This window comes from Trebonia kvetii, from assembly GCF_007827045.1.
Taxonomy (GTDB): Bacteria; Actinomycetota; Actinomycetes; order Streptosporangiales; family Streptosporangiaceae; genus Trebonia; species Trebonia kvetii.
Window position 1 is genome coordinate 153175 of record NZ_RPFW01000012.1, and the last position, 17880, is coordinate 171054.

The following is a 17880-nucleotide window of genomic DNA, read 5'->3' on the forward strand; positions in this document are numbered from 1 at the left end:
CTGACTCCGGGAGCAGATGATGTCTAACTATCGCTATGGAGCGTACGACGACGGTCCCGACCCGCTCGCGCCGCCGTACGACGTCCGGGAAGCGCTCGACGAGATGGGCGAGCGGATTCTCGGCGGCGACAACCCGCGGGACGCCCTGCGCGACCTGCTGCGGCGCGGCTGGCGGGACCGGCGCGGCCTGGAAGACCTGATGCGCCGGGTCCGCGAGCGGTCGCGCGAGCTGCGCAACGCAGGCCGGCTCGACGGGATGCTCGATCAGGCACGCGAACTGCTTGACGAGGCGCTCGAGGCCGAGCGCGGCGCGCTGTTCCCCGACCCGAGCGACGACGCGCGCCTGGCTGAGGCGGAGCTCGACTCGCTGCCGCGGGACACCGCGCGGGCCATCCGCCAGCTCGCGGACTACAACTGGCGGTCGCCCGAGGCACGGCAGCGGTTCGAGGAGCTGCGCGACCTGCTACGCAGGGAGGTGCTCGACAGCCAGTTCAAGGGGATGAAGCAGGCGCTGGAAAACCCCGACCCCGCGGCCATGCAGCGGGTCAAGGACATGCTGGCCGAGCTGCGCCAGATGCTCGACGCCGACACGCGCGGCGAGCATACGCAGCAGGACTTCGACGACTTCATGGCCAACTACGGCGACATGTTCCCGGACAACCCTGCCAACCTGGAAGAACTCGTCGACTCGCTGGTGCGCCGGATGATGGCCGCGGAGCGGCTGCTGGACTCGCTGTCCGACGAGCAGCGCGAGGAGCTGGCGAACCTGATGGCCCAGGCGATGGAGGACGCCGGCCTCGCCGCTGAGCTGTCCGCCCTCGGCGACGCGCTGCGCGCGAGGCGGCCCGAGCTTGGCAGGCCGCAGCGCGGCGTGCGAATGTCCGGCGGCCAGCCGCTCGGCCTGGGCGATGCGACGACGGCGGTCGCCGACCTCGCGGACCTGGCGGACCTCGAATCCGCGCTCGGCCAGGAGTACCCGGGGGCAAGCCTCGAGGACGTCGACGAGGAAGCGGTGCGACGCGCGCTCGGCAGGCAGGCCGTCGATGACCTTCAGGCGCTGCGCCGCCTCGAGCGCGAACTGCAGCGGCAGGGCTACCTGACGAACGATGGCGGCAACCTCGAGCTGACGCCGAAGGCGGTACGCAGGCTCGGCGACACCGCGCTTCGCCAGGTGTTCGCCGGGCTCGAGAGCGGGATGCGTGGCGGCGACCACGACAGGCACGACGCCGGGCAGGCAGGCGACCTGACCGGGTCGACCAGGGAATGGGTGTTCGGCGACGAGCAGCCGATCGACGTGCCCGCGACGGTCCGCTCCGCCCTGCTGCGATCGGCGGCGGAAAACGGAGGGAGCTCTTCCGTTCGGCTCACCGCCGGTGACTTCCGGGTGGCGGAGACCGAACGGCGCTCGGCGGCGGCCGTCTGCCTGCTTGTCGACCTGTCCTACTCGATGGCGCTGCGCGGCACCTGGGCGGTGGCGAAGCAGACCGCGCTCGCGCTGCACGCGCTGCTGCGGACCAAGTACCCGCAGGACGCCATCCAGGTCGTCGGGTTCTCCAACTATGCGAGGGAACTGCACGAGACGGAACTGGCCGGACTCGGCTGGGACATGGTCCAGGGCACCAACCTGCACCACGCGCTGATGATCGCCGGCCGTCACCTGGACAAGCACCCGGAGCACGATCCGGTGGTGCTGATCGTCACCGACGGGGAGCCGACGGCGCACCTGATGCGGGACGGCAGGGCGTGGTTCGACTGGCCGCCCGCACCGGAGACGATCGAATTGACGCTGGCCGAGGTGGACAAGATGACGAGGCGGCACGCGGCGCTGAACATCTTCATGCTCGCCGACGACGAGCGGCTTGCCGCGTTTGTCGATAACGTCGCAAAACGCAATGGCGGCCGGGTCCTGCGGGCCACACCGGAACGTCTCGGAGAATACGTGGTTAGCGACTTCCTGCGGACGCGGGGAGCGCGACGGCAGCGGTAGTGCGTATCCGATCCTCTAGGATCGCACCATGTCATTTGGCGACCGCGCAATCCTGTGGCTGCATGTCACGGCGGCGATTTTCACGATCGGGCCGGGAACGGCCGCGATCATGTCCACCCCCAGGTACATCCGTGCCCGCAACCCCGTGGTAGTCGGTTTCCTGCTGCGCACCACGCGGATTTACTCTGTCGGTTCCCTGCTTGTACTGGTCTTTGGCCTCATCCTGACCGGGATGACGCACAAATTCAGTCAATGGTGGATCTCCGTGTCTCTCACGCTGTTCGTCGTCGCTGTCGTGCTGCTGGTGATAATCCTTCGCGACCAGAGGAAGGCCCTCGCCGCGCTAACCGCGGCCGAGGGGACACTGGGAGCCGGGCCAGTCGAAGTCACGATCCGTTCATCGGAGGACGACAAGCCAGCGCGGGGGGCGGATCCGGCGGACGCCGACCAGCCACCGACTGCGGCGCCGCGCGTCGAGCCTGCGCCGTCCGCCCGGTCCGATATCAAGGCGGCCGTCGAACGGGGACGGATCGTGTCGCTTGGCGGGGTGACGGCACTGATATGGCTGGTAATCCTGGTGCTGATGGTGTGGCACTAGGCGACTGCCTGCGAAAGGTCCGCGATCAGGTCGTCCGGGTCTTCGATGCCGACGGAGAGCCGCACCAGGTCCGCGGGCACCTCGAGCGGTGACCCGGCGGTGGACGCGTGCGTCATCCGCGCCGGGTGCTCGATCAGCGACTCGACGCCGCCGAGCGACTCGCCGAGCGTGAACAGCCTGGTCTTGGCGCACAGTTCGACCGCCGCGGCCTCGCCTGCCGCCACCCGGAAGGAGACCATGCCGCCGAAGTCGCGCATCTGCGCCTTGGCCAGCTCATGGCCGGGATGGCCGGGCAGCCCCGGGTAGAGCACGGACGCGACGGCCGGGTGTTCCGCGAGCGCATGTGCGATGCGGGCGGCGTTGGCGCAGTGCCGGTCCATCCGCACCGCGAGCGTCCTGATCCCGCGCAGCGTCAGCCAGGCGTCGAAGGGACCGGCCACCGCCCCGGTGGCGTTCTGGGTGAAGGCAAGCGCCTCAGCGTGCGACGGGTCTTTGATGACCACCGCGCCGCCCACGACATCGGAGTGGCCGCCGAGGTATTTGGTGGTGGAGTGGACGATGAAATCCGCGCCGAGGTCGAGCGGCCGCTGCAGGTAGGGCGAGGCGAACGTGTTGTCCACCACGAGCAGCGCGCCGTGCTCGTGAGCGATCGCGGCGAGCGCACGGATGTCGACGATGGAAAGCAGCGGATTGGTCGGGGTCTCCGCCCAGATCAGCCGCGGCCGCTGCGCCTCCGCCGCCCTGGCGACGGCTTCGAGATCGGTCTGCATGACGGGTGCGTGCTGCACCCCCCACGTGGTCAGCACCTTGTCGAACAGCCGGAACGTCCCGCCGTACGCGTCACCGGGGATCAGCACGCGGTCACCGGGCCGGCACAGCGTCCTGATGAGGCAGTCCTCGGCGGCCATGCCGGACGCGAAGGCGAACGCGCGCGCGCCGTTCTCCAGCGCGGCCAGGCACTGCTCGAGCGCCGTTCGGGTGGGGTTCGCGGTGCGTGAGTACTCGTAGCCGCCTCGCGTGCCGCCGACGCCGTCCTGCTTGTAGGTCGAGGTCTGGTAGATGGGCGGGACCACGGCGCCGGTCAGCGCGTCGGGATCCTGTCCCGCGTGGATCGCCAGGGTCTCGAAGCCGTACTCGTCGCGGTTCACTGGCCGCCTCCCGCGTAGTAGGCGAGCAGGTCCGCGCGGCTGAGCACCGCCGCGGGCTTGCCGTTCACGTGCACGAGCGCGGCGCCCGACTTCTCAAGCACCGCGGCGGCGCGGCTGACCGGCTCTCCCTGGCCGAGCACCGGCAACGGGGGCGACATGTGCTGGCTGATCGGGTCCTGCGGGCTTGCCTTGCCGCTGACCATGGCGTCGAGGAGGTCGCGCTCAGCAACCGAGCCGGCCACCTCCGCGGCCATCAGCGGCGGTTCCTCCTGAACCACCGGGAGTTGCGAGACGTCGTACTCGCGCAGCAGTGCGATCGCCTGCGCCACGGTCTCATCCGGGTGCACGTGGACAAGGGCGGGGAGGCCCGAGTCCCTGGCGGCGAGCAGATCGGCGACGGTCGCCTCGGTGGTCTGCCCGCGCAGGAACCCGTAGTCGGACATCCAGGCGTCGTTGAAGATCTTCGACAGGTAGCCGCGGCCTCCGTCGGGCAGCAGGACGACGATCACGTCCTCGGGACCCGCCGTTGCCGCGACCTGCACAGCGGCCGCGACGGCGAGGCCGGAGGAGCCCCCGACGAGCAGGCCCTCCTCGCGTGCGAGCCTCCTGGTCATCGCGAAGGAGTCCGCGTCGCTTACGGCGATCACCTCATCGGCGATCTTCCTGTCGAAGGTGTCGGGCCAGATGTCCTCCCCCACCCCCTCGACCAGGTAGGGACGGCCGGACCCCCCGGAGTAGACCGAGCCCTCCGGGTCGGCGCCGATGATCCGCACCGCGCCGCCCGACACCTCCTTGAGGTAGCGGCCGGTGCCCGAGATGGTGCCGCCGGTGCCGATGCCTGCCACGAAGTGGGTGAGTCTCCCCGCGGTCTGCCGCCAGATCTCCGGGCCCGTCCAGTGGTAGTGCGCGGCGGGATTGTCCGGGTTGGCGTACTGGTCGGGCTGCCAGCCGTCTGGTGTCTCACGCGCGAGCCTGCGAGCGACGCTGTAGTAGGAGTCGGGGTGCTCCGGCGGCACGCTCGTCGGGCAGACGATGACCTCGGCGCCATAGGCGCGCAGCACGGCGACCTTGTCGGCGGCGACCTTGTCCGGGCAGGTGAACACGCAACGGTAGCCGCGCTCCTGCGCCACGATCGCCAGGCCGACCCCCGTGTTGCCGGAGGTGGGCTCGATGATCACGCCGCCCTTGCGGATCTTTCCCTGCTGTTCCGCGGTCTCTACCATGCGCAGCGCTATCCGGTCCTTCACCGAGCCGCCCGGGTTGAGGTACTCAACCTTCGCGAGCACGTTGGCCGTTCGCGCCATGCCTTTCGTCACTGACTTGAGCCGGATGAGGGGCGTGTTGCCCATCACCTCGGTCAGTGAGTCGTGCACCTCCACCTGATACTCCTCTACGCACTCGGCTGCTCACGGCCTGTATATGGGCAGACGCTATCGCCCACCGGCCGGACGCGACTGTTAACTTGAATACGAGTCATGTTTCTACAGGAGGCGTCGTTATGCCCGAGGCAGTCATTGTCGGGACCGCTCGTTCACCCATCGGCCGGGCGTTCAAGGGGTCACTTAGCTCGATCAGGCCAGATGACCTGCTCGCTCAGGTCGTGACCACAGTGCTTGCCAAGGTACCTCAGCTCGACCCGGCACTGGTCGAGGACATGATCGTGGGCTGCGGGCTGCCCGGCGGTGAGCAGGGGTTCAACATCGCCAGGGTCACCGCGGTGCTGCTCGGTCTCGACGGCGTGCCCGGCACCACGGTCAACCGCTACTGCTCGTCATCACTGCAGGCCACGAGGATGGCCTTCCACGCGATCAAGGCGGGCGAGGGCGACGTGTTCATCACCGCGGGCGTGGAGTGCGTCTCCCGGTTCGCGAAGGGGTCGAGCGACAGCCTGCCTGACACGAAGAACCCGCTGTTCGCGCCGGCTCAGGCGCGAGCCGATGCCACCGCGGCCGCCGAGTCGCCCTGGCACGACCCGCGCGAGGACGGGCAGGTCCCCGACGTCTACATCGCGATGGGCCAGACCGCGGAAAACGTCGCGGCGCTGCGCGGCATCACCCGGGCGGAGCAGGACGAATTCGGCGTCCGGTCGCAGAACATGGCGGAGAAGGCGCTCGCCGACGGCTTCTGGCAGCGGGAGATCACCCCGGTGACCCTGCCCGACGGTTCGGTGGTGTCCGCTGACGACGGCCCGCGAGCGGGAACCACGCTCGACAAGGTCGCCACGCTCAAGCCGGTCTTCCGCGAGCACGGCACGGTGACGGCGGGGAACTGCTGCCCGCTCAACGACGGCGCGGCCGCGCTTGTCGTGATGAGCGACGTCAAGGCCGCGGAACTCGGCATCACCCCGCTGGCGCGGATCGTCTCGACCGGCGTCAGCGCGCTGTCGCCGGAGATCATGGGACTCGGCCCGGTGGAGGCGTCGCGCCAGGCGGTACGGCGAGCCGGGATGGCGATCAGCGACATCGACCTCGTGGAAATAAACGAGGCGTTCGCCGCGCAGGTCATCCCGTCCTACCGCGATCTCGGCATCGACCTGGCGCGGCTGAACGTGAACGGCGGCGCGATCGCGGTCGGCCACCCGTTCGGCATGACCGGAGCGCGGATCGCGACCACCCTGATCAACAGCCTCCAGTTCCACGACAAGACGATGGGCCTCGAGACGATGTGCGTCGGCGGCGGCCAGGGAATGGCGATGATCTTCGAACGGCTGAGCTAATGCCGCCGCGGCGGCCAGGACGCGCTCGCGGCGTCGCGTTCTGGCCGCCGCGTGCGACGTGACCTGCTAGGTGTCAAGATCATCTCGATCCGACAAACAGGACATTGCAGGAAGGTTGCGACTGGGTCTTGCCAGGGGCCGACCGGTGAGGCAGTCTCGACTAAAAGCGGCTTCCAACTCGGAGGTGCCTATGTCGCTGACGCACACCCCGGCCACGCACAAAAGCCTCATCGCACGCATCCCGTTCGTAACGGGACATGAGCTATCCGAGTGGTTCAGCCACCTGGAATCCGGGCCCGCCTTCCTCCGCCGCGACGAGCGAGCGAACTGGCTCGCCGACGAGCACGGCATCTGCGACCGTTACGCCACAGCGATCGTTCGCGAGTACGAAATCCGACGCCGACTCAGGCTCTTTGGCGCTTAGAAATAGGCGACCGTACAAATCAAGGTACCCCCGGTCGGGTTCGAACCGACACTAGGGCCCTTTTAGGGGGCCGGCCTCTTCCCTTGGGCTACGGGGGCGGACCAATAATACCCCGAAATCCGAATCTGTCCGGTTATCGAGCTTTTCATATACCTCCATGATCCTTTTCGTGATGATCATCTTCAAAGGTCATCACTTCCGCGCCAATTTCGGCATTAATAAGTTGAGCGCGCCGGAACACTTGGTCGAGCATCTGCGGGGTAACCCGGCCCGTGAAGGTGTTCTGCTGGCTCGGGTGATAGCAGCCGAGCAGGTGCACCGCGTTTCCCGCGCCGTCGGCACGGCGCAGTTCGAGTTCGGCGCCATGACCGAAGGCAGGTCGCGGCCGCGGTTGCAGATACCCCGCGGCCGCGAGCACCGGCCATAGCGCCTGCCACGCGAAACCGCCGAGACAGACGATCACGCGCAGCGTGTCCGAGATCATTCCCAGTTCGGCCGCCAGCCAGGGCGCGCACGTATCGCGCTCATCCGGCGTCGGCTTGTTCTCCGGCGGAGCGCACCGGACCGCGGCGACAATGCGGGCGCCAATCAGCCGCTGGCCATCTCCGGCTGACACGCTTGTGGGCTGGGTGGCGAGCCCGCATCTGTGCAGCGACGCGAAGAGGAAATCGCCGCTCCTGTCGCCGGTGAACACCCGGCCTGTCCTGTTGCCGCCGTGGGCCGCGGGTGCCAGGCCGACAATCAAGATGCCCGGCGCGTTATCCCCCCAGCCCGCAATGGGGCGTCCCCAGTAGGGCTCGTCGCGGAATGACTTGCGCCGCACGGCGGCGACGTCTTCCCGCCAGGCGACAAGGCGGGGGCAGGCACGGCACACCGACTGCCTGGCGGTCAGCTCTGCAAGGCCGGGTGCGCTGCCCGCCAGCCCGGTGACCTCCGCGGCGCTTCCGGCGACGGGGGTCGTCGCGGTGGCAGGGTCGCCGGGCCAGCCGGTGCCGGGCGGGACAGGACCCGGCGAGCTCGTTCCCGGCACTACGGGACCATCGACCACGCGATGCCGTCGAGTATGTCGTGCTCGCTGACGAGGACTTCGGCGAATCCGAAACGCGCCATGATCCGGTCGAGTATGAGCGCGCCCGCCCCGATCACGTCCACCCGGCCTGGGTGCATGACCGCGATCGCGGCCCGGTCCTTACGGGTCATGGCGAGCAGATCGACAGCTATCTCACTCACCCGCTCGGCAGGAATCCGCGCGTGGTGAATCCGTTCCGAGTCGTACGCGTCCAGCCCGAGCGCGATCGCGGCGACTGTGGTGACCGAGCCGGCCAGGCCGGCCAGGGTCCGCGCCTTCGCCACGTCGAGCGCGTCGGCTACCTGGTCGAGCGCCGCCTCGATGTCGACGATGGTGGCCAGGACTTCAGCCTGTGCGGGTGGATCACTGTGCAGGTGCCGCTCGGTCAGCCGGACGCACCCGATGTTCACCGAGCGCTCTCCCTCGACTCCCTCAGGTCCGCCGAGTATGAACTCGGTCGAGCCGCCGCCGATGTCGGTCACCAGGTACGGCGGCGCGCAGTCGGCGGCGAGGCCGGTACCCGCGAGCTCGCGGGTCGCCCCGGTGAACGACAGCCACGCCTCCTCTTCGCCCGAGATGACCTCGGGCTCGATGCCGAGGATGTCCCTGACCTGGCTGGTGAACTCCTGCGCGTTCGCCGCGTCACGCGTGGCGCTCGTCGCCACCATCCTGACGGCCACGGGCCGGGCCTCGGCGATCATCCCCGCATACTCCCGCAGCGCGATCATGGTGCGATCGAGAGCCGCCTCGGACAGCCGTCCCGTCCTGTCCACGCCCTCGCCGAGCCGGACGATGCGCATCTCCCTGCGAACGTCTGCCAGGGGGTTAGCGGATCGCGGTGCGGGACCAGAGTCACCTGGCACCCGTTCGGGATCATCATCCTTTGACTTGATGTCCGCGATGAGCAGCCTGATCGAGTTCGTGCCGCAGTCGATCGCGGCGACGCGCGTGGTCACGTGGTCTCCTCGGGGATAACGCAGGGGCCGCGTGACCACCACGGGCCGGCCGCCGCCACCGCCTCGCCGCCGAACGGGTTGCTACCGGGAACCGCGAGCTCGTGGGCGGCGAGCGCGTGCAGGCACTTGACCCGGTCCGGCATGCCGCCTGCCGACTGGGTGCCTGGCGGCAACGGCGCGACCCCGGCGTCTACGGCGACCGCGTCCCTGCGGGACACGTAGTCGCGGTGCGCCGCCTCATACTCGGCTTTGAGCTGCGGGTCCGCCGCGAGCCGCACGGTCATCTCGCGCATCAGGCCGGACGCCTCGAGGCCGCTCATCGCCGCGGTGGCCCGCGGGCAAGTGAGGTAGTACAGCGTCGGGAACGGAGTGCCATCGGGCAGCCGGGGTGCGGTCTCCACGACATCGGGCAGCCCGCAGGGGCAGCGGTGCGCCACCGACCGCAGCCCGCGCGGCGCGCGGCCGAGCTGCGCGGCAACGACCTCCTCGTCCGAGTGCGAGATCATCGCGCCTTACCGTGCGCTCGGGGCGTCGGCCTTCTGCACCGACTGCCAGAGCTTGTCGTACCACGGGTCTGCCATCGTCTGCGGCTTGGCGGCACCCGGCTTCGCCGGCTGGCCGGATATCACCTCGTAGCACTGCTGCTGCGGGAAGCACATGTGCAGCTGGTCCTCGGCCTGCTGCTCGATGTACCAGGACTGCGACAGCTTGACGTTCTCCTCGCGCAGCGCCTGGACCTGGGCGGCGACGGTCTGCTGCTCGGCGAGCAGCTGGTCGATCTGCTGCCGCTGCGCGATGTACTCGCGCACCGGATAGGCGAGGCTCAGCGCGATCGCGCAGATGACCACGGCCAGCAGCGCGGCGCGCCCGGTCAGCCTGGTAGACCGCGAGGCCGCCGCCATGGCGGCGGCCTGCGCGGGGGACGGCTGTGGCGGCGGTTGCGCCGGTGCGGCCTGCGTCGGCATGGTCAGACTGTGTTCCCTCAGGCGGTGGTGAACCTCGGGAACGCCGAGGCGCCCGCGTAGCTGGCCGCGTCGGCGAGGTGCTCCTCGATCCGCAGCAGCTGGTTGTACTTGGCGACCCGCTCACCGCGGGCCGGCGCACCGGTCTTGATCTGGCCGGCGTTGGTGGCGACGGCGAGATCGGCGATGAAGGTGTCATCGGTCTCGCCGGAGCGGTGGCTGATCATGCAGGCGAACCCGGCGCGGTGCGCCAGGCTGACCGCGTCGAAGGTCTCGCTGACGGTGCCGATCTGGTTCACCTTGACCAGCAGCGCGTTGGCCGACTTCTCCGCGATGCCCCGGCGGAGCCGCTCCGGGTTGGTGACGAACAGGTCGTCGCCGACCACCTGCACCTGGTCGCCGACCGCGGCGGTGAACGTCGCCCAGCCGGCCCAGTCGTCCTCGGACAGCGGGTCCTCGACCGACACGATCGGGTAGGCGCCGATCCAGTCGGCGTAGATCGCGGACATCTCCTCGGCGGTCTGCGCCTTGCCCTCGAAGAGGTAGGCCCCGTCCTTGTAGAGCTCGGTCGCCGCGACGTCGAGCGCGAGCGCGATGTCGCGGCCCGGGGTGAAGCCCGCCTTGCCGATCGCCTCGACGATGAAGTCGAGCGCGGCCCTGTTGTGCTCTAGGTCGGGCGCGAAGCCGCCCTCGTCGCCCACGCCGGTGGACAGGCCGCGCTGCTTGAGCACCGACTTGAGCGCGTGGTACGTCTCGGCCCCCCAGCGCAGCGCCTCGGCGAAGGTCGGCGCGCCGATCGGCGCGATCATGAACTCCTGCACGTCCACGTTGGAGTCGGCGTGCGCGCCGCCGTTGAGTATGTTCATCATCGGGACGGGCAGCACGTGCGCATTCGGTCCGCCAAGGTAACGGAACAGTTGGAGTCCGCTCGAGTCGGCGGCAGCGCGCGCCACTGCCATCGACACACCGATGATGGCGTTGGCGCCCAGCCGTGACTTGCCCGGCGTCCGGTCAAGGTCGATCAGCGCCTGGTCGACGAGCCGCTGGTCGTCGGCCTCGTGGCCGAGCAGCTCGTCCTGGATCTCCTCGGTCACCGCGTCGACAGCCTTGGTAACGCCCTTGCCGCCGAACTCGCTGCCGCCATCCCGCAGCTCAACCGCCTCGAACGCGCCGGTGGACGCACCGCTCGGCACGCCGGCCCGGCCGACAGACCCGTCATCAAGTACGACCTCGACCTCCACGGTCGGGTTACCCCTGGAGTCCAGGATCTGCCTGGCATGCACCGCTTCAATCGACGCCACGTCGGCTCCTCGCTTGTCCTACTGTCTTTAGGTTCCGGTATGGAGCCTAACGGAGTGGCTACGGCCCGGCGCACGGGGCACGCCGACTGTATGGGTAGACAAGAGTCTTGACGGGGTATCTGCGCCCGTCGTTCCATGCTCGTCTTGATGCGGGTTCGGGCACTGGGGTACGAGACTCGACCGCGCGCCTAGTTACGGAGTGAACATGATCGAGCAGACGGCCGCCGGCCGTCGGGTGAGCAGATTCCGTATGCGAAGGCGCTGGCGTGTGATCGCCGCGACGCTGCTGACCTTGATCGTGCTTTTCTGTGGCCTGACCCTGCGCTTGTTCGTCCTGCCCACCACGGGCATGCCCGCGCGGGTAGACGCCATTGTCGTCCTTGGCGGGCCAGGGAACCGGCTCGGCTTGGGGCTGCAACTGGCACAGCAGGGCCACGCGCCCTACCTGCTGCTCTCCGAGGGCTTGCCCTTCGTGCCGACGGCCCTGTGCGAGCAGCACCATGGCTCGTTCACAGTCATCTGCTGGAATCCCAAGCCGGTAAATACCAAGGGCGAGGCGGAATTCGTCGGCCGCATGGCACGGCAGCACCACTGGGCGTCTGTCCTGCTCGTCACCACGCCGGATCAGGCATGGCGCGCCGCTCTTTACGTGCGGCGCTGCTACACAGGCAAGATCTATTCACTGACGACGCCGCTCAACTGGACCCAGTGGCCCTATAAGGTCGCGTACCAGTGGGGGGCAACCATTAAGGCGCAGACCCTGCAACGCAGTTGCTGACTACTCGCGGCTGACGCTCGCGGCCGCACCCCCGACCGGTATCAGACGCCGCCCTCCCGGTGTCACATCCCTTGTGAAGATAACTGTCGTCGAGCGCGTCGCAGGCGCGCTGCTCTTTCAGCCGACCCCGCACGTGGATGAGCGCGGCTTCTTCTCCCGCACCTTCGATGCAGAGGTGGCCAGGGAGGCTGGGCTCGACCCGTGCGGCTTCGCCCAGGACAGCCTGTCCCGGTCGGCGCGCGGCGTGGTGCGCGGGCTGCATCTCCGCGGCGGCGCCGGCGAGGCCAAGCTCGTCCGCTGCTCCTACGGTGCCATCTTCGACGTGATAATCGACCTGCGCCCGGCCTCTCCTACCTACCGCAACTGGGAGAGCTTCGACTTGCGCGACACGGAGCAGGTTTCGCTGTACATCCCTGCCGGGTGCGCGCACGGGTTCCAGGCCCTGACAGAGCCGGCGGATGTCTCGTACCGTATCGACCGCGCCCACGATCCCGCCGAAGATATATCGATCATCTTCAACGACCCGGATCTCGCGATCCCCTGGCCACTTCCGGTCACCGCCATGTCACCGCGGGACCGGGCCGCGCTGCCGCTCGCGACCGTGCTGAAGCAGGTGAGCCGAAGCTTAGGATGCGGCGAAATTCAGCGTGGTCACCAGCGATGTGCGCTGACGACAGCGCCCTTCCCCGATGAGGGAGACAGCCGGAACACGACGCCCGAGACCCGGTGAATACCAGCCGAGTATGGGAACGGTCTCGCCCCGGTGCAGGCTCCACCGCAGCCCGTGCGCCAGCTCAAGCCGCGCCGCGTATGTACTGCCAGCGGAGGTCCACTCAAGCAGGGCACAGTCGTCCGCCAGCTCCGCGCGCACATCCGGGCCGAGGTGGAAGGCGAGACGCATATCGTCCGAGTCGCCGGTGACCACGTCGGTGATCTCAAGGCAGGCTGCCTCCGGATCAAGCCGCACCGACCGGCGGTGCCTGACCGGCGGCCTGAGCGATACGTAGCCGTCGTGCTCGGCGGTCCAGCTCAGGTCGGCGACCTGAATCTCCCTTGCCCGCGCGTGGCGCAGCCACATGAACGGACCACCCTCGATGGACTGGTTGCGCCCGGCGAGCTCGACGGTGTTATGGGCGATCGTCGACCGGAAATAGGAACGCCATTGAGGCTCACCGTGATAGCAGTAGGTGCCCGGGTCGGCGAGGATGTCCACGCCTCCGTGACGCACTTCCACCGATAGGGCGTCGGCGTGCGCGTGCGCGGCGATGCTAAGGAAGCCATGTGGTCCCCCGTCGCAGCGGCACCATATCTCGGGAGAGTTGCCCCGCGCCGTTCGGAGGATCGTGATCCCGGCATCCTTGAAATGGGACGGGCGCTGACCGGGCCTTCCTGGGATCTCGCGTTTGCTGCCCAGCATCGCACCGAGCAGCGCGCTGCCCGCGCCGGGAAGGGTGGCAGGCCACCAGTCGAGCCGCCCGAAGAGCGCGTCACCGAGCGAGAGCAGCATTGGCCAGCGATTGTGCCCGGGTGCGTCAAGGAGCACCACGCGCCCTTCGTCGGAATCACCCTGCCGGGGAGCCTGCATCCGTTCGTCGACGAGGGCCGCCATGCTGTCCGCCATCGCGCACAGCAGCCGCCACGTCTCGGCGCTGAGCGGTGTACCCGCGGCGTCAGCCTCGACCGCGGCGAAAAACCCGAGTTCGGCCACGAAGCCGTGGTAGTCCGAGGCGAGCTCGCGGTTGATCCCGGAAGTAAAGGTGTTGCGGGCAAGCTCGCGCTCGAGCAGCTGCGCGGAACGGACGCGCCACCGGGCGCTTTCTGTGAACCACGGAAACGCGCAGCTGGCCGCGAGCTGCCCAGCCGCCTCGGCGATGACGTGATTGTTCGCGGACGATCCGCGGCTCTCGAAGGCGGCGAGGTACTGCTGGTGCCAGTGGACCTGACGCAGCGCGAGGTCACTGTGCTCGAAGAGGTCCGCCGCTCCGGGCCAGCTGTCTAGCAGGCGCCGGATCCAGGCGAAGTTGATGAGGCGGATGCCGATCTCTATGCCGCTTGTCCAGTTCACGCCGGAGAGGAAGGGGTTTTCCAGCCACCAGGACCGCAGCTGATCCGCCACACGCTGCGCGTAGCCCTCTTCATGGGTGAGGAACCAGGCGGTTGCCAGCAGCGTCAGGTGCTGGAGGCGGCTGAGTTCCCAGACCTGCTTCACGTTGCCGGTTTGTTCCTCGGAGCGCTGGTTGATCTGGAACGCGTACGTGTCCGGCGCGGACCGGCGGCCCGTCAAAGGGTCGTAGAACCAGTCGGGTTGCTTCATGTCGGTCCGGACGACGCCGAGCATCTCCCATTCGCCCTTGAGCAGCCGGTCCGAGTCCGCAATGATGGCGTCCCTGGCATGACCGGGAACACGCTGCGCGGCGTCGGCCGGCAGGACCGCGGTGAATGGCCGGTCCGCGGCGACCGACAGGGCGCCGGAAGCGATCTGCCCCTGACGCACCTGACGGCGCGACCAGGCTCGCCTGATCGCCTGCTCACGGGCCCGCCAAGCGATCTCGGCGGCCGACATCCGGCCCAGCCGCCGTACGTACCAGCCGAGCTTGGCGGTGCTGGTCACCCTCGTCTCCTGATCCTCGGCGGTCGCGTGGACCGCGACAAACCGCCTGATTGGCAACCAGACAGCCATGCGCAACACCAGACCTATGGCGGCTCTGTCTTGATACATCCGAGAGCGCGAGGATGGCCCGCCACGGCTACCAGATTCATCGAGCCGTATCAAGGCAGCCCGCTCGGCGTTCCTATGCACGATCCTTCTGCGACTAGACCAGAAGAGGTAGGCACATGACCGGCAAGGTGCACTTGTTTACGGGCCCAGAGAGGCACAGCTGGTGACGCGCGTCCTCATCATCGTCCAGAACCTTCCGGTGCCGTTTGACCGGCGGGTGTGGCTTGAGTGCCAGGCGCTCATTTCTGACGGTCATCAGGTCGCCGTTGTCTGCCCCAAGGGCCGTGATGATCCCGCCTATGAGGTGATCGACACGGTGGAGGTGTACAAGTACCGGCCTTACGCGCCGGGTGGCAGCAAAGTCAGCTTCATTACGGAGTACGCGTACTCCTTCCTCGCCACGGCATGGCTGACCTTCAAGGCACGACGATCCGGCCGGTTCGGGGTAATGCAGGCATGCAACCCGCCGGATATCTTCTGGCCGATCGGGATGGCCCTTCGCGCTCTCGACCGCACGCGGTTCGTGTTCGACCATCACGACCTGTGTCCTGAGCTCTACGAGTCCCGTTTCTCCGGCGGCCCGAAGCTGCCCTACAGAATGCTGCGGGCCATGGAGCGCAGGACTCACCGGACCGCGGACCACGTGATTTCCACCAACGAGTCCTACCGGGACGTCGCCGTAAAGCGAAGCGGCAAGCCGGCCAGCAAGGTAACGGTTGTCAGGAGTGGCCCGGATCCGGATCGGCTGAAGCGCGGCCAGGCCCACCCCCAGTTGCGCCGCGGCCGCCGGTTCCTCGCCGCCTACATCGGCGTCATGGGGCCGCAGGACGGCGTGGATATTGTTGTGCGCGCTGCCGACATCGTGGTTCACGAGTTCGGCCGTGATGACATCGCATTCACGCTGATCGGTTCTGGCGACTGCTTCGACGACCTGGTGCGAATGCGCGACGAGCTGGGCCTGGCCGGCCATGTGGAGTTCACCGGACGGGTGCCCGATGAGCTGGTCACGCAGGTCATGTCCACCGCGGACGTGGGCCTGTCGCCAGACCCGAAGAATCCGCTCAACGACGTGTCGACCATGAACAAGACCATGGAATACATGGCCTACGAGCTTCCGGTTGTCGCTTTTGATCTTCACGAGACTCGCGTCTCGGCCGGCGATGCCGCCGTGTATGTCACGCCCAACGACGTGCACGAGTATGCCAAGGCGGTCGTAGCGCTCATTGACAACGAGTCGGCGCGGGCCCGGATGGCCAAGCTGGGACGCGCCCGGGTCGAGCAGGAACTGGCCTGGAGCCGCCAGCGGCCCGCCTATCTCGGCGTCTACCGCGACCTGACCGCTACTGGCCAGGCCCAGAGCTGAAATGGCGCCCATCGCCGGATTAGGAGCGCACGAACATGACACACGCCATGTTGAAGGACGAATCCCACGCCGGGGCACAACACTTCTGCCGTTTGATCCCATCGGTCAGTAATCTCGGGCCGCGGCCGAGGGTGCTAGTGGCGGGCTGCGGCCAAGGCCATGAGGCGCTGTTCATCCGTAAGGAACTCGGTGGACCGGTCATTGGGGTTGATGTGGCCGCGCAGTGGGATCCTGCCATGACTTCACGTGCAGATTTCTCGGACTTCGAGTTGCAGCCTGCCAGCGTGATCGATCTCCCGTTCGCTGACGATAGCTTTGACGTCATTTTCTATCACCACGTTATCGAACATGTCAGCGACCCAGCGGGCAGCTTGCGGGAACTGGCACGGGTGCTGCGCCCAGGCGGACTCATCTACGTCGGAACGCCAAACCGCCACCGTGCCGTTGGCTATCTGGGGTCCTTCGGTGCTACGACTAGGCAGAAGCTGCAATGGAATCTGAGTGATTACCGCAGCCGTCTTATGAACCGGTTCCGCAACGAACTTGGAGCACACGCTGGCTTCTCGGAAAAGGAACTCTCGTCGCTCTTGGGTGCCCGGTTTACCGATATCCGCGTCCTGACCGGTGACTATCTTCAGTTCAAGTACGGCGGCCAACTGCCCAGGCTGTTGCTGCGTGCCGTCTGCTCGCGCGGTCTACGTGGGGTGGCTGCTCCATCGGTCTATGTTGTGGCACGCAAGCCGGACCAACTCCCGTCGCGCTCCGAGGAAGTACTCGGCCCTCACGTGGACCGGTGAACAACCCTCCGCGTAGCAGGCGCTCTCGTGAGGGCAACTGCAAGGACGTCAGGCTCGGGACACGCCCGAGGGAAGTCCCGTAGCGTGGAACGTCCGCGGACCCGAGGGAAGTGCCGTTGCGTGGAATGTCCACGGAGCCGCGTAATCATAATCGAACTGCATGTTCACGTAGGCATAGCAGCCGGAACCGGCGTACTCCGCTAGCCCGGCCCTGGTGAGCGTGGTCGCGTACATGAAGGACACGCCCCTGGTTACCGCCGATTGGCTAGCCCACTGCGGCGACTTGGCGTAAGGGCCGAAAAAGCTGATCTCGCTGTCATGATTCTCTACGAAACCGCCGTCAGCGAGGGAGAGCCCGTGCTGGGCAACGTCGGGATAACCTCCACCGTCGTTAGCAGACCACGTACCGTTGACGATGAAGATCAGCCCGTGCTCGTCGGCTACGTGACGGAAGGTCTGCGCTATGGCGATGGCTCCATCCCGGTATGCCTGCTGGTCGAAGGTACTCCAGTCGATGCCTGGGTACCACGACCGAGAGCCTAGGTCGTCGGCGAACCACCCGGCCATGTGAGGGTTCTCCGCGACCATCGTCTCCAGAACGGATTTCAGCTTAGCCTGCAGCACCCCGCCGACCCGGAAGTCGTTGAGCTTCCCCCACTGATTAGCCTGGTAATTCCCGGGCCATAGCGGCACAGCCGGACCGCATGCCGACTTATTAATCAGCATGTTCTGGTACCGGCCGTGGGCGTTGTTGATGATCGTGTCCAGATATACCAGCACCGTACCGCCTCCGGCGGAGATGTCCTTGAATACCTGATCGGCGTAGTTGTCCCGGCCGGCCACCACGAGGGCGCCGGGGTGGGCATAGGCGATAGCCCGCCCGTTCGTCCCCGGGTTCCCATAAACCATGCTGGCGGGCTGAGTTGGGCGATTAACCATCCTGGCGTTCTTCGGGTTCTGGTGAAGCAGGCCAACGCATCCGCACGCCCCGGCGGCCACGGCTGCCGACCCGGCGAGGAGGAACCTTCGCCGAGAAGTGGACATCCGGTCGACCGTACCGTA

Annotated in this window: 17 protein-coding genes and 1 tRNA gene; 8 read left to right on the forward strand and 10 right to left on the reverse strand. The window is 67.6% G+C overall.

The genetic code is table 11. The features are described 5' to 3' along the window. The first annotated feature begins 19 nt into the window (after positions 1–19). A complete protein-coding gene (locus EAS64_RS41495; RefSeq protein WP_145862238.1) occupies positions 20–1987 on the forward strand; it encodes a vWA domain-containing protein in 1968 nt (655 codons plus the stop codon). A gap of 28 nt (positions 1988–2015) precedes the next feature. Beyond that, positions 2016–2585, forward strand: coding sequence for a DUF2269 family protein (locus tag EAS64_RS41500; protein WP_145862203.1), 570 nt, complete (start codon positions 2016–2018; stop codon positions 2583–2585). Here the strand turns inward: EAS64_RS41500 and EAS64_RS41505 are convergent. Together EAS64_RS41505 and EAS64_RS41510 are read right to left on the reverse strand one after the other, a co-directional pair. Next, a complete protein-coding gene (locus tag EAS64_RS41505) occupies positions 2582–3733 on the reverse strand; it encodes a cystathionine gamma-synthase (RefSeq protein WP_145862204.1) in 1152 nt (383 codons plus the stop codon). The two genes, EAS64_RS41500 and EAS64_RS41505, sit on opposite strands and share 4 nt — an antisense overlap. Then, positions 3730–5112 carry a cystathionine beta-synthase gene (locus EAS64_RS41510; RefSeq protein WP_145862205.1) on the reverse strand — a complete coding sequence of 461 codons (1383 nt, stop codon included), beginning with the start codon at positions 5110–5112 and terminating at the stop codon, positions 3730–3732. The genes EAS64_RS41505 and EAS64_RS41510 overlap by 4 nt, the downstream gene beginning before the upstream one ends. A gap of 119 nt (positions 5113–5231) precedes the next feature. On the opposite strand from EAS64_RS41510, the gene EAS64_RS41515 reads away from it, so the two are divergent. Both EAS64_RS41515 and EAS64_RS41520 read left to right on the forward strand, forming a co-directional pair. After that, the gene (locus tag EAS64_RS41515) at positions 5232–6449 is read left to right on the forward strand and encodes an acetyl-CoA C-acetyltransferase (RefSeq protein ID WP_145862206.1); all 1218 of its coding nucleotides are present in this window, start codon (positions 5232–5234) and stop codon (positions 6447–6449) included. 190 nt (positions 6450–6639) lie between these two features. Further along, the gene (locus EAS64_RS41520) at positions 6640–6873 is read left to right on the forward strand and encodes a DUF4287 domain-containing protein (protein WP_145862207.1); all 234 of its coding nucleotides are present in this window, start codon (positions 6640–6642) and stop codon (positions 6871–6873) included. Between the two features lie 25 nt (positions 6874–6898). Here the strand turns inward: EAS64_RS41520 and EAS64_RS41525 are convergent. The 6 genes from EAS64_RS41525 to eno form a co-directional block, all read right to left on the reverse strand. After that, positions 6899–6971, reverse strand: a tRNA-Leu gene (locus EAS64_RS41525). A gap of 47 nt (positions 6972–7018) precedes the next feature. Beyond that, the gene (locus tag EAS64_RS41530) at positions 7019–7696 is read right to left on the reverse strand and encodes a uracil-DNA glycosylase (RefSeq protein ID WP_281283396.1); all 678 of its coding nucleotides are present in this window, start codon (positions 7694–7696) and stop codon (positions 7019–7021) included. Between the two features lie 206 nt (positions 7697–7902). Continuing rightward, positions 7903–8898: a Ppx/GppA phosphatase family protein gene (locus EAS64_RS41535; RefSeq protein ID WP_145862209.1), complete on the reverse strand. Its 996-nt coding sequence runs from the start codon at positions 8896–8898 to the stop codon at positions 7903–7905. Beyond that, entirely contained in the window at positions 8895–9404 is a 510-nt protein-coding gene (locus tag EAS64_RS41540) for a DUF501 domain-containing protein (protein WP_145862210.1), read from the reverse strand. Before EAS64_RS41540 ends, EAS64_RS41535 begins: the two co-directional genes overlap by 4 nt. A 6-nt stretch (positions 9405–9410) precedes the next feature. Beyond that, entirely contained in the window at positions 9411–9863 is a 453-nt protein-coding gene (locus EAS64_RS41545) for a septum formation initiator family protein (protein ID WP_145862211.1), read from the reverse strand. A gap of 17 nt (positions 9864–9880) precedes the next feature. Next, positions 9881–11161, reverse strand: a complete 1281-nt coding sequence (eno, locus tag EAS64_RS41550) for a phosphopyruvate hydratase (protein WP_145862212.1) — start codon at positions 11159–11161, stop codon at positions 9881–9883. A 205-nt stretch (positions 11162–11366) separates the two neighbouring features. Here eno and EAS64_RS41555 point away from each other — a divergent pair, with 205 nt between their 5' ends. Both EAS64_RS41555 and EAS64_RS41560 read left to right on the forward strand, forming a co-directional pair. Further along, positions 11367–11939 carry a YdcF family protein gene (locus EAS64_RS41555; protein WP_145862213.1) on the forward strand — a complete coding sequence of 191 codons (573 nt, stop codon included), beginning with the start codon at positions 11367–11369 and terminating at the stop codon, positions 11937–11939. Positions 11940–12012: 73 nt separating this feature from the next. Further along, the gene (locus EAS64_RS41560; protein WP_145862214.1) at positions 12013–12669 is read left to right on the forward strand and encodes a dTDP-4-dehydrorhamnose 3,5-epimerase family protein; all 657 of its coding nucleotides are present in this window, start codon (positions 12013–12015) and stop codon (positions 12667–12669) included. On the opposite strand, the gene EAS64_RS41565 is transcribed toward EAS64_RS41560, so the two are convergent. After that, a complete protein-coding gene (locus EAS64_RS41565) occupies positions 12565–14550 on the reverse strand; it encodes an alginate lyase family protein (RefSeq protein ID WP_222850010.1) in 1986 nt (661 codons plus the stop codon). The genes EAS64_RS41560 and EAS64_RS41565 overlap by 105 nt on opposite strands. Before the next feature lie 271 nt (positions 14551–14821). On the opposite strand from EAS64_RS41565, the gene EAS64_RS41570 reads away from it, so the two are divergent. Together EAS64_RS41570 and EAS64_RS41575 are read left to right on the forward strand one after the other, a co-directional pair. Beyond that, positions 14822–16021, forward strand: a complete 1200-nt coding sequence (locus EAS64_RS41570) for a glycosyltransferase family 4 protein (protein WP_222850011.1) — start codon at positions 14822–14824, stop codon at positions 16019–16021. A 35-nt stretch (positions 16022–16056) separates the two neighbouring features. Beyond that, on the forward strand, positions 16057–16818 hold the full coding sequence (locus EAS64_RS41575) for a class I SAM-dependent methyltransferase (RefSeq protein WP_145862217.1): 762 nt from the start codon (positions 16057–16059) through the stop codon (positions 16816–16818). 48 nt (positions 16819–16866) lie between these two features. Here EAS64_RS41575 and EAS64_RS41580 read toward each other — a convergent pair whose 3' ends face one another. Then, on the reverse strand, positions 16867–17727 hold the full coding sequence (locus tag EAS64_RS41580; RefSeq protein ID WP_145862218.1) for a hypothetical protein: 861 nt from the start codon (positions 17725–17727) through the stop codon (positions 16867–16869). Between the last annotated feature and the right edge of the window lie 153 nt (positions 17728–17880).

What these genes read in the sequence shown, in the direction of transcription:
- EAS64_RS41495 (WP_145862238.1), top strand. Translation starts at nt 20, where the DNA reads ATGTCTAACTATCGCTATGGAGCGTACGACGACGGTCCCGACCCGCTC.
- EAS64_RS41500 (WP_145862203.1), top strand. Translation starts at nt 2,016, where the DNA reads ATGTCATTTGGCGACCGCGCAATCCTGTGGCTGCATGTCACGGCGGCG.
- EAS64_RS41515 (WP_145862206.1), top strand. Translation starts at nt 5,232, where the DNA reads ATGCCCGAGGCAGTCATTGTCGGGACCGCTCGTTCACCCATCGGCCGG.
- EAS64_RS41520 (WP_145862207.1), top strand. Translation starts at nt 6,640, where the DNA reads ATGTCGCTGACGCACACCCCGGCCACGCACAAAAGCCTCATCGCACGC.
- EAS64_RS41540 (WP_145862210.1), bottom strand. Translation starts at nt 9,404, where the DNA reads ATGATCTCGCACTCGGACGAGGAGGTCGTTGCCGCGCAGCTCGGCCGC.
- EAS64_RS41545 (WP_145862211.1), bottom strand. Translation starts at nt 9,863, where the DNA reads ATGCCGACGCAGGCCGCACCGGCGCAACCGCCGCCACAGCCGTCCCCC.
- EAS64_RS41555 (WP_145862213.1), top strand. Translation starts at nt 11,367, where the DNA reads ATGATCGAGCAGACGGCCGCCGGCCGTCGGGTGAGCAGATTCCGTATG.
- EAS64_RS41575 (WP_145862217.1), top strand. Translation starts at nt 16,057, where the DNA reads ATGACACACGCCATGTTGAAGGACGAATCCCACGCCGGGGCACAACAC.
- EAS64_RS41580 (WP_145862218.1), bottom strand. Translation starts at nt 17,727, where the DNA reads ATGGTTTATGGGAACCCGGGGACGAACGGGCGGGCTATCGCCTATGCC.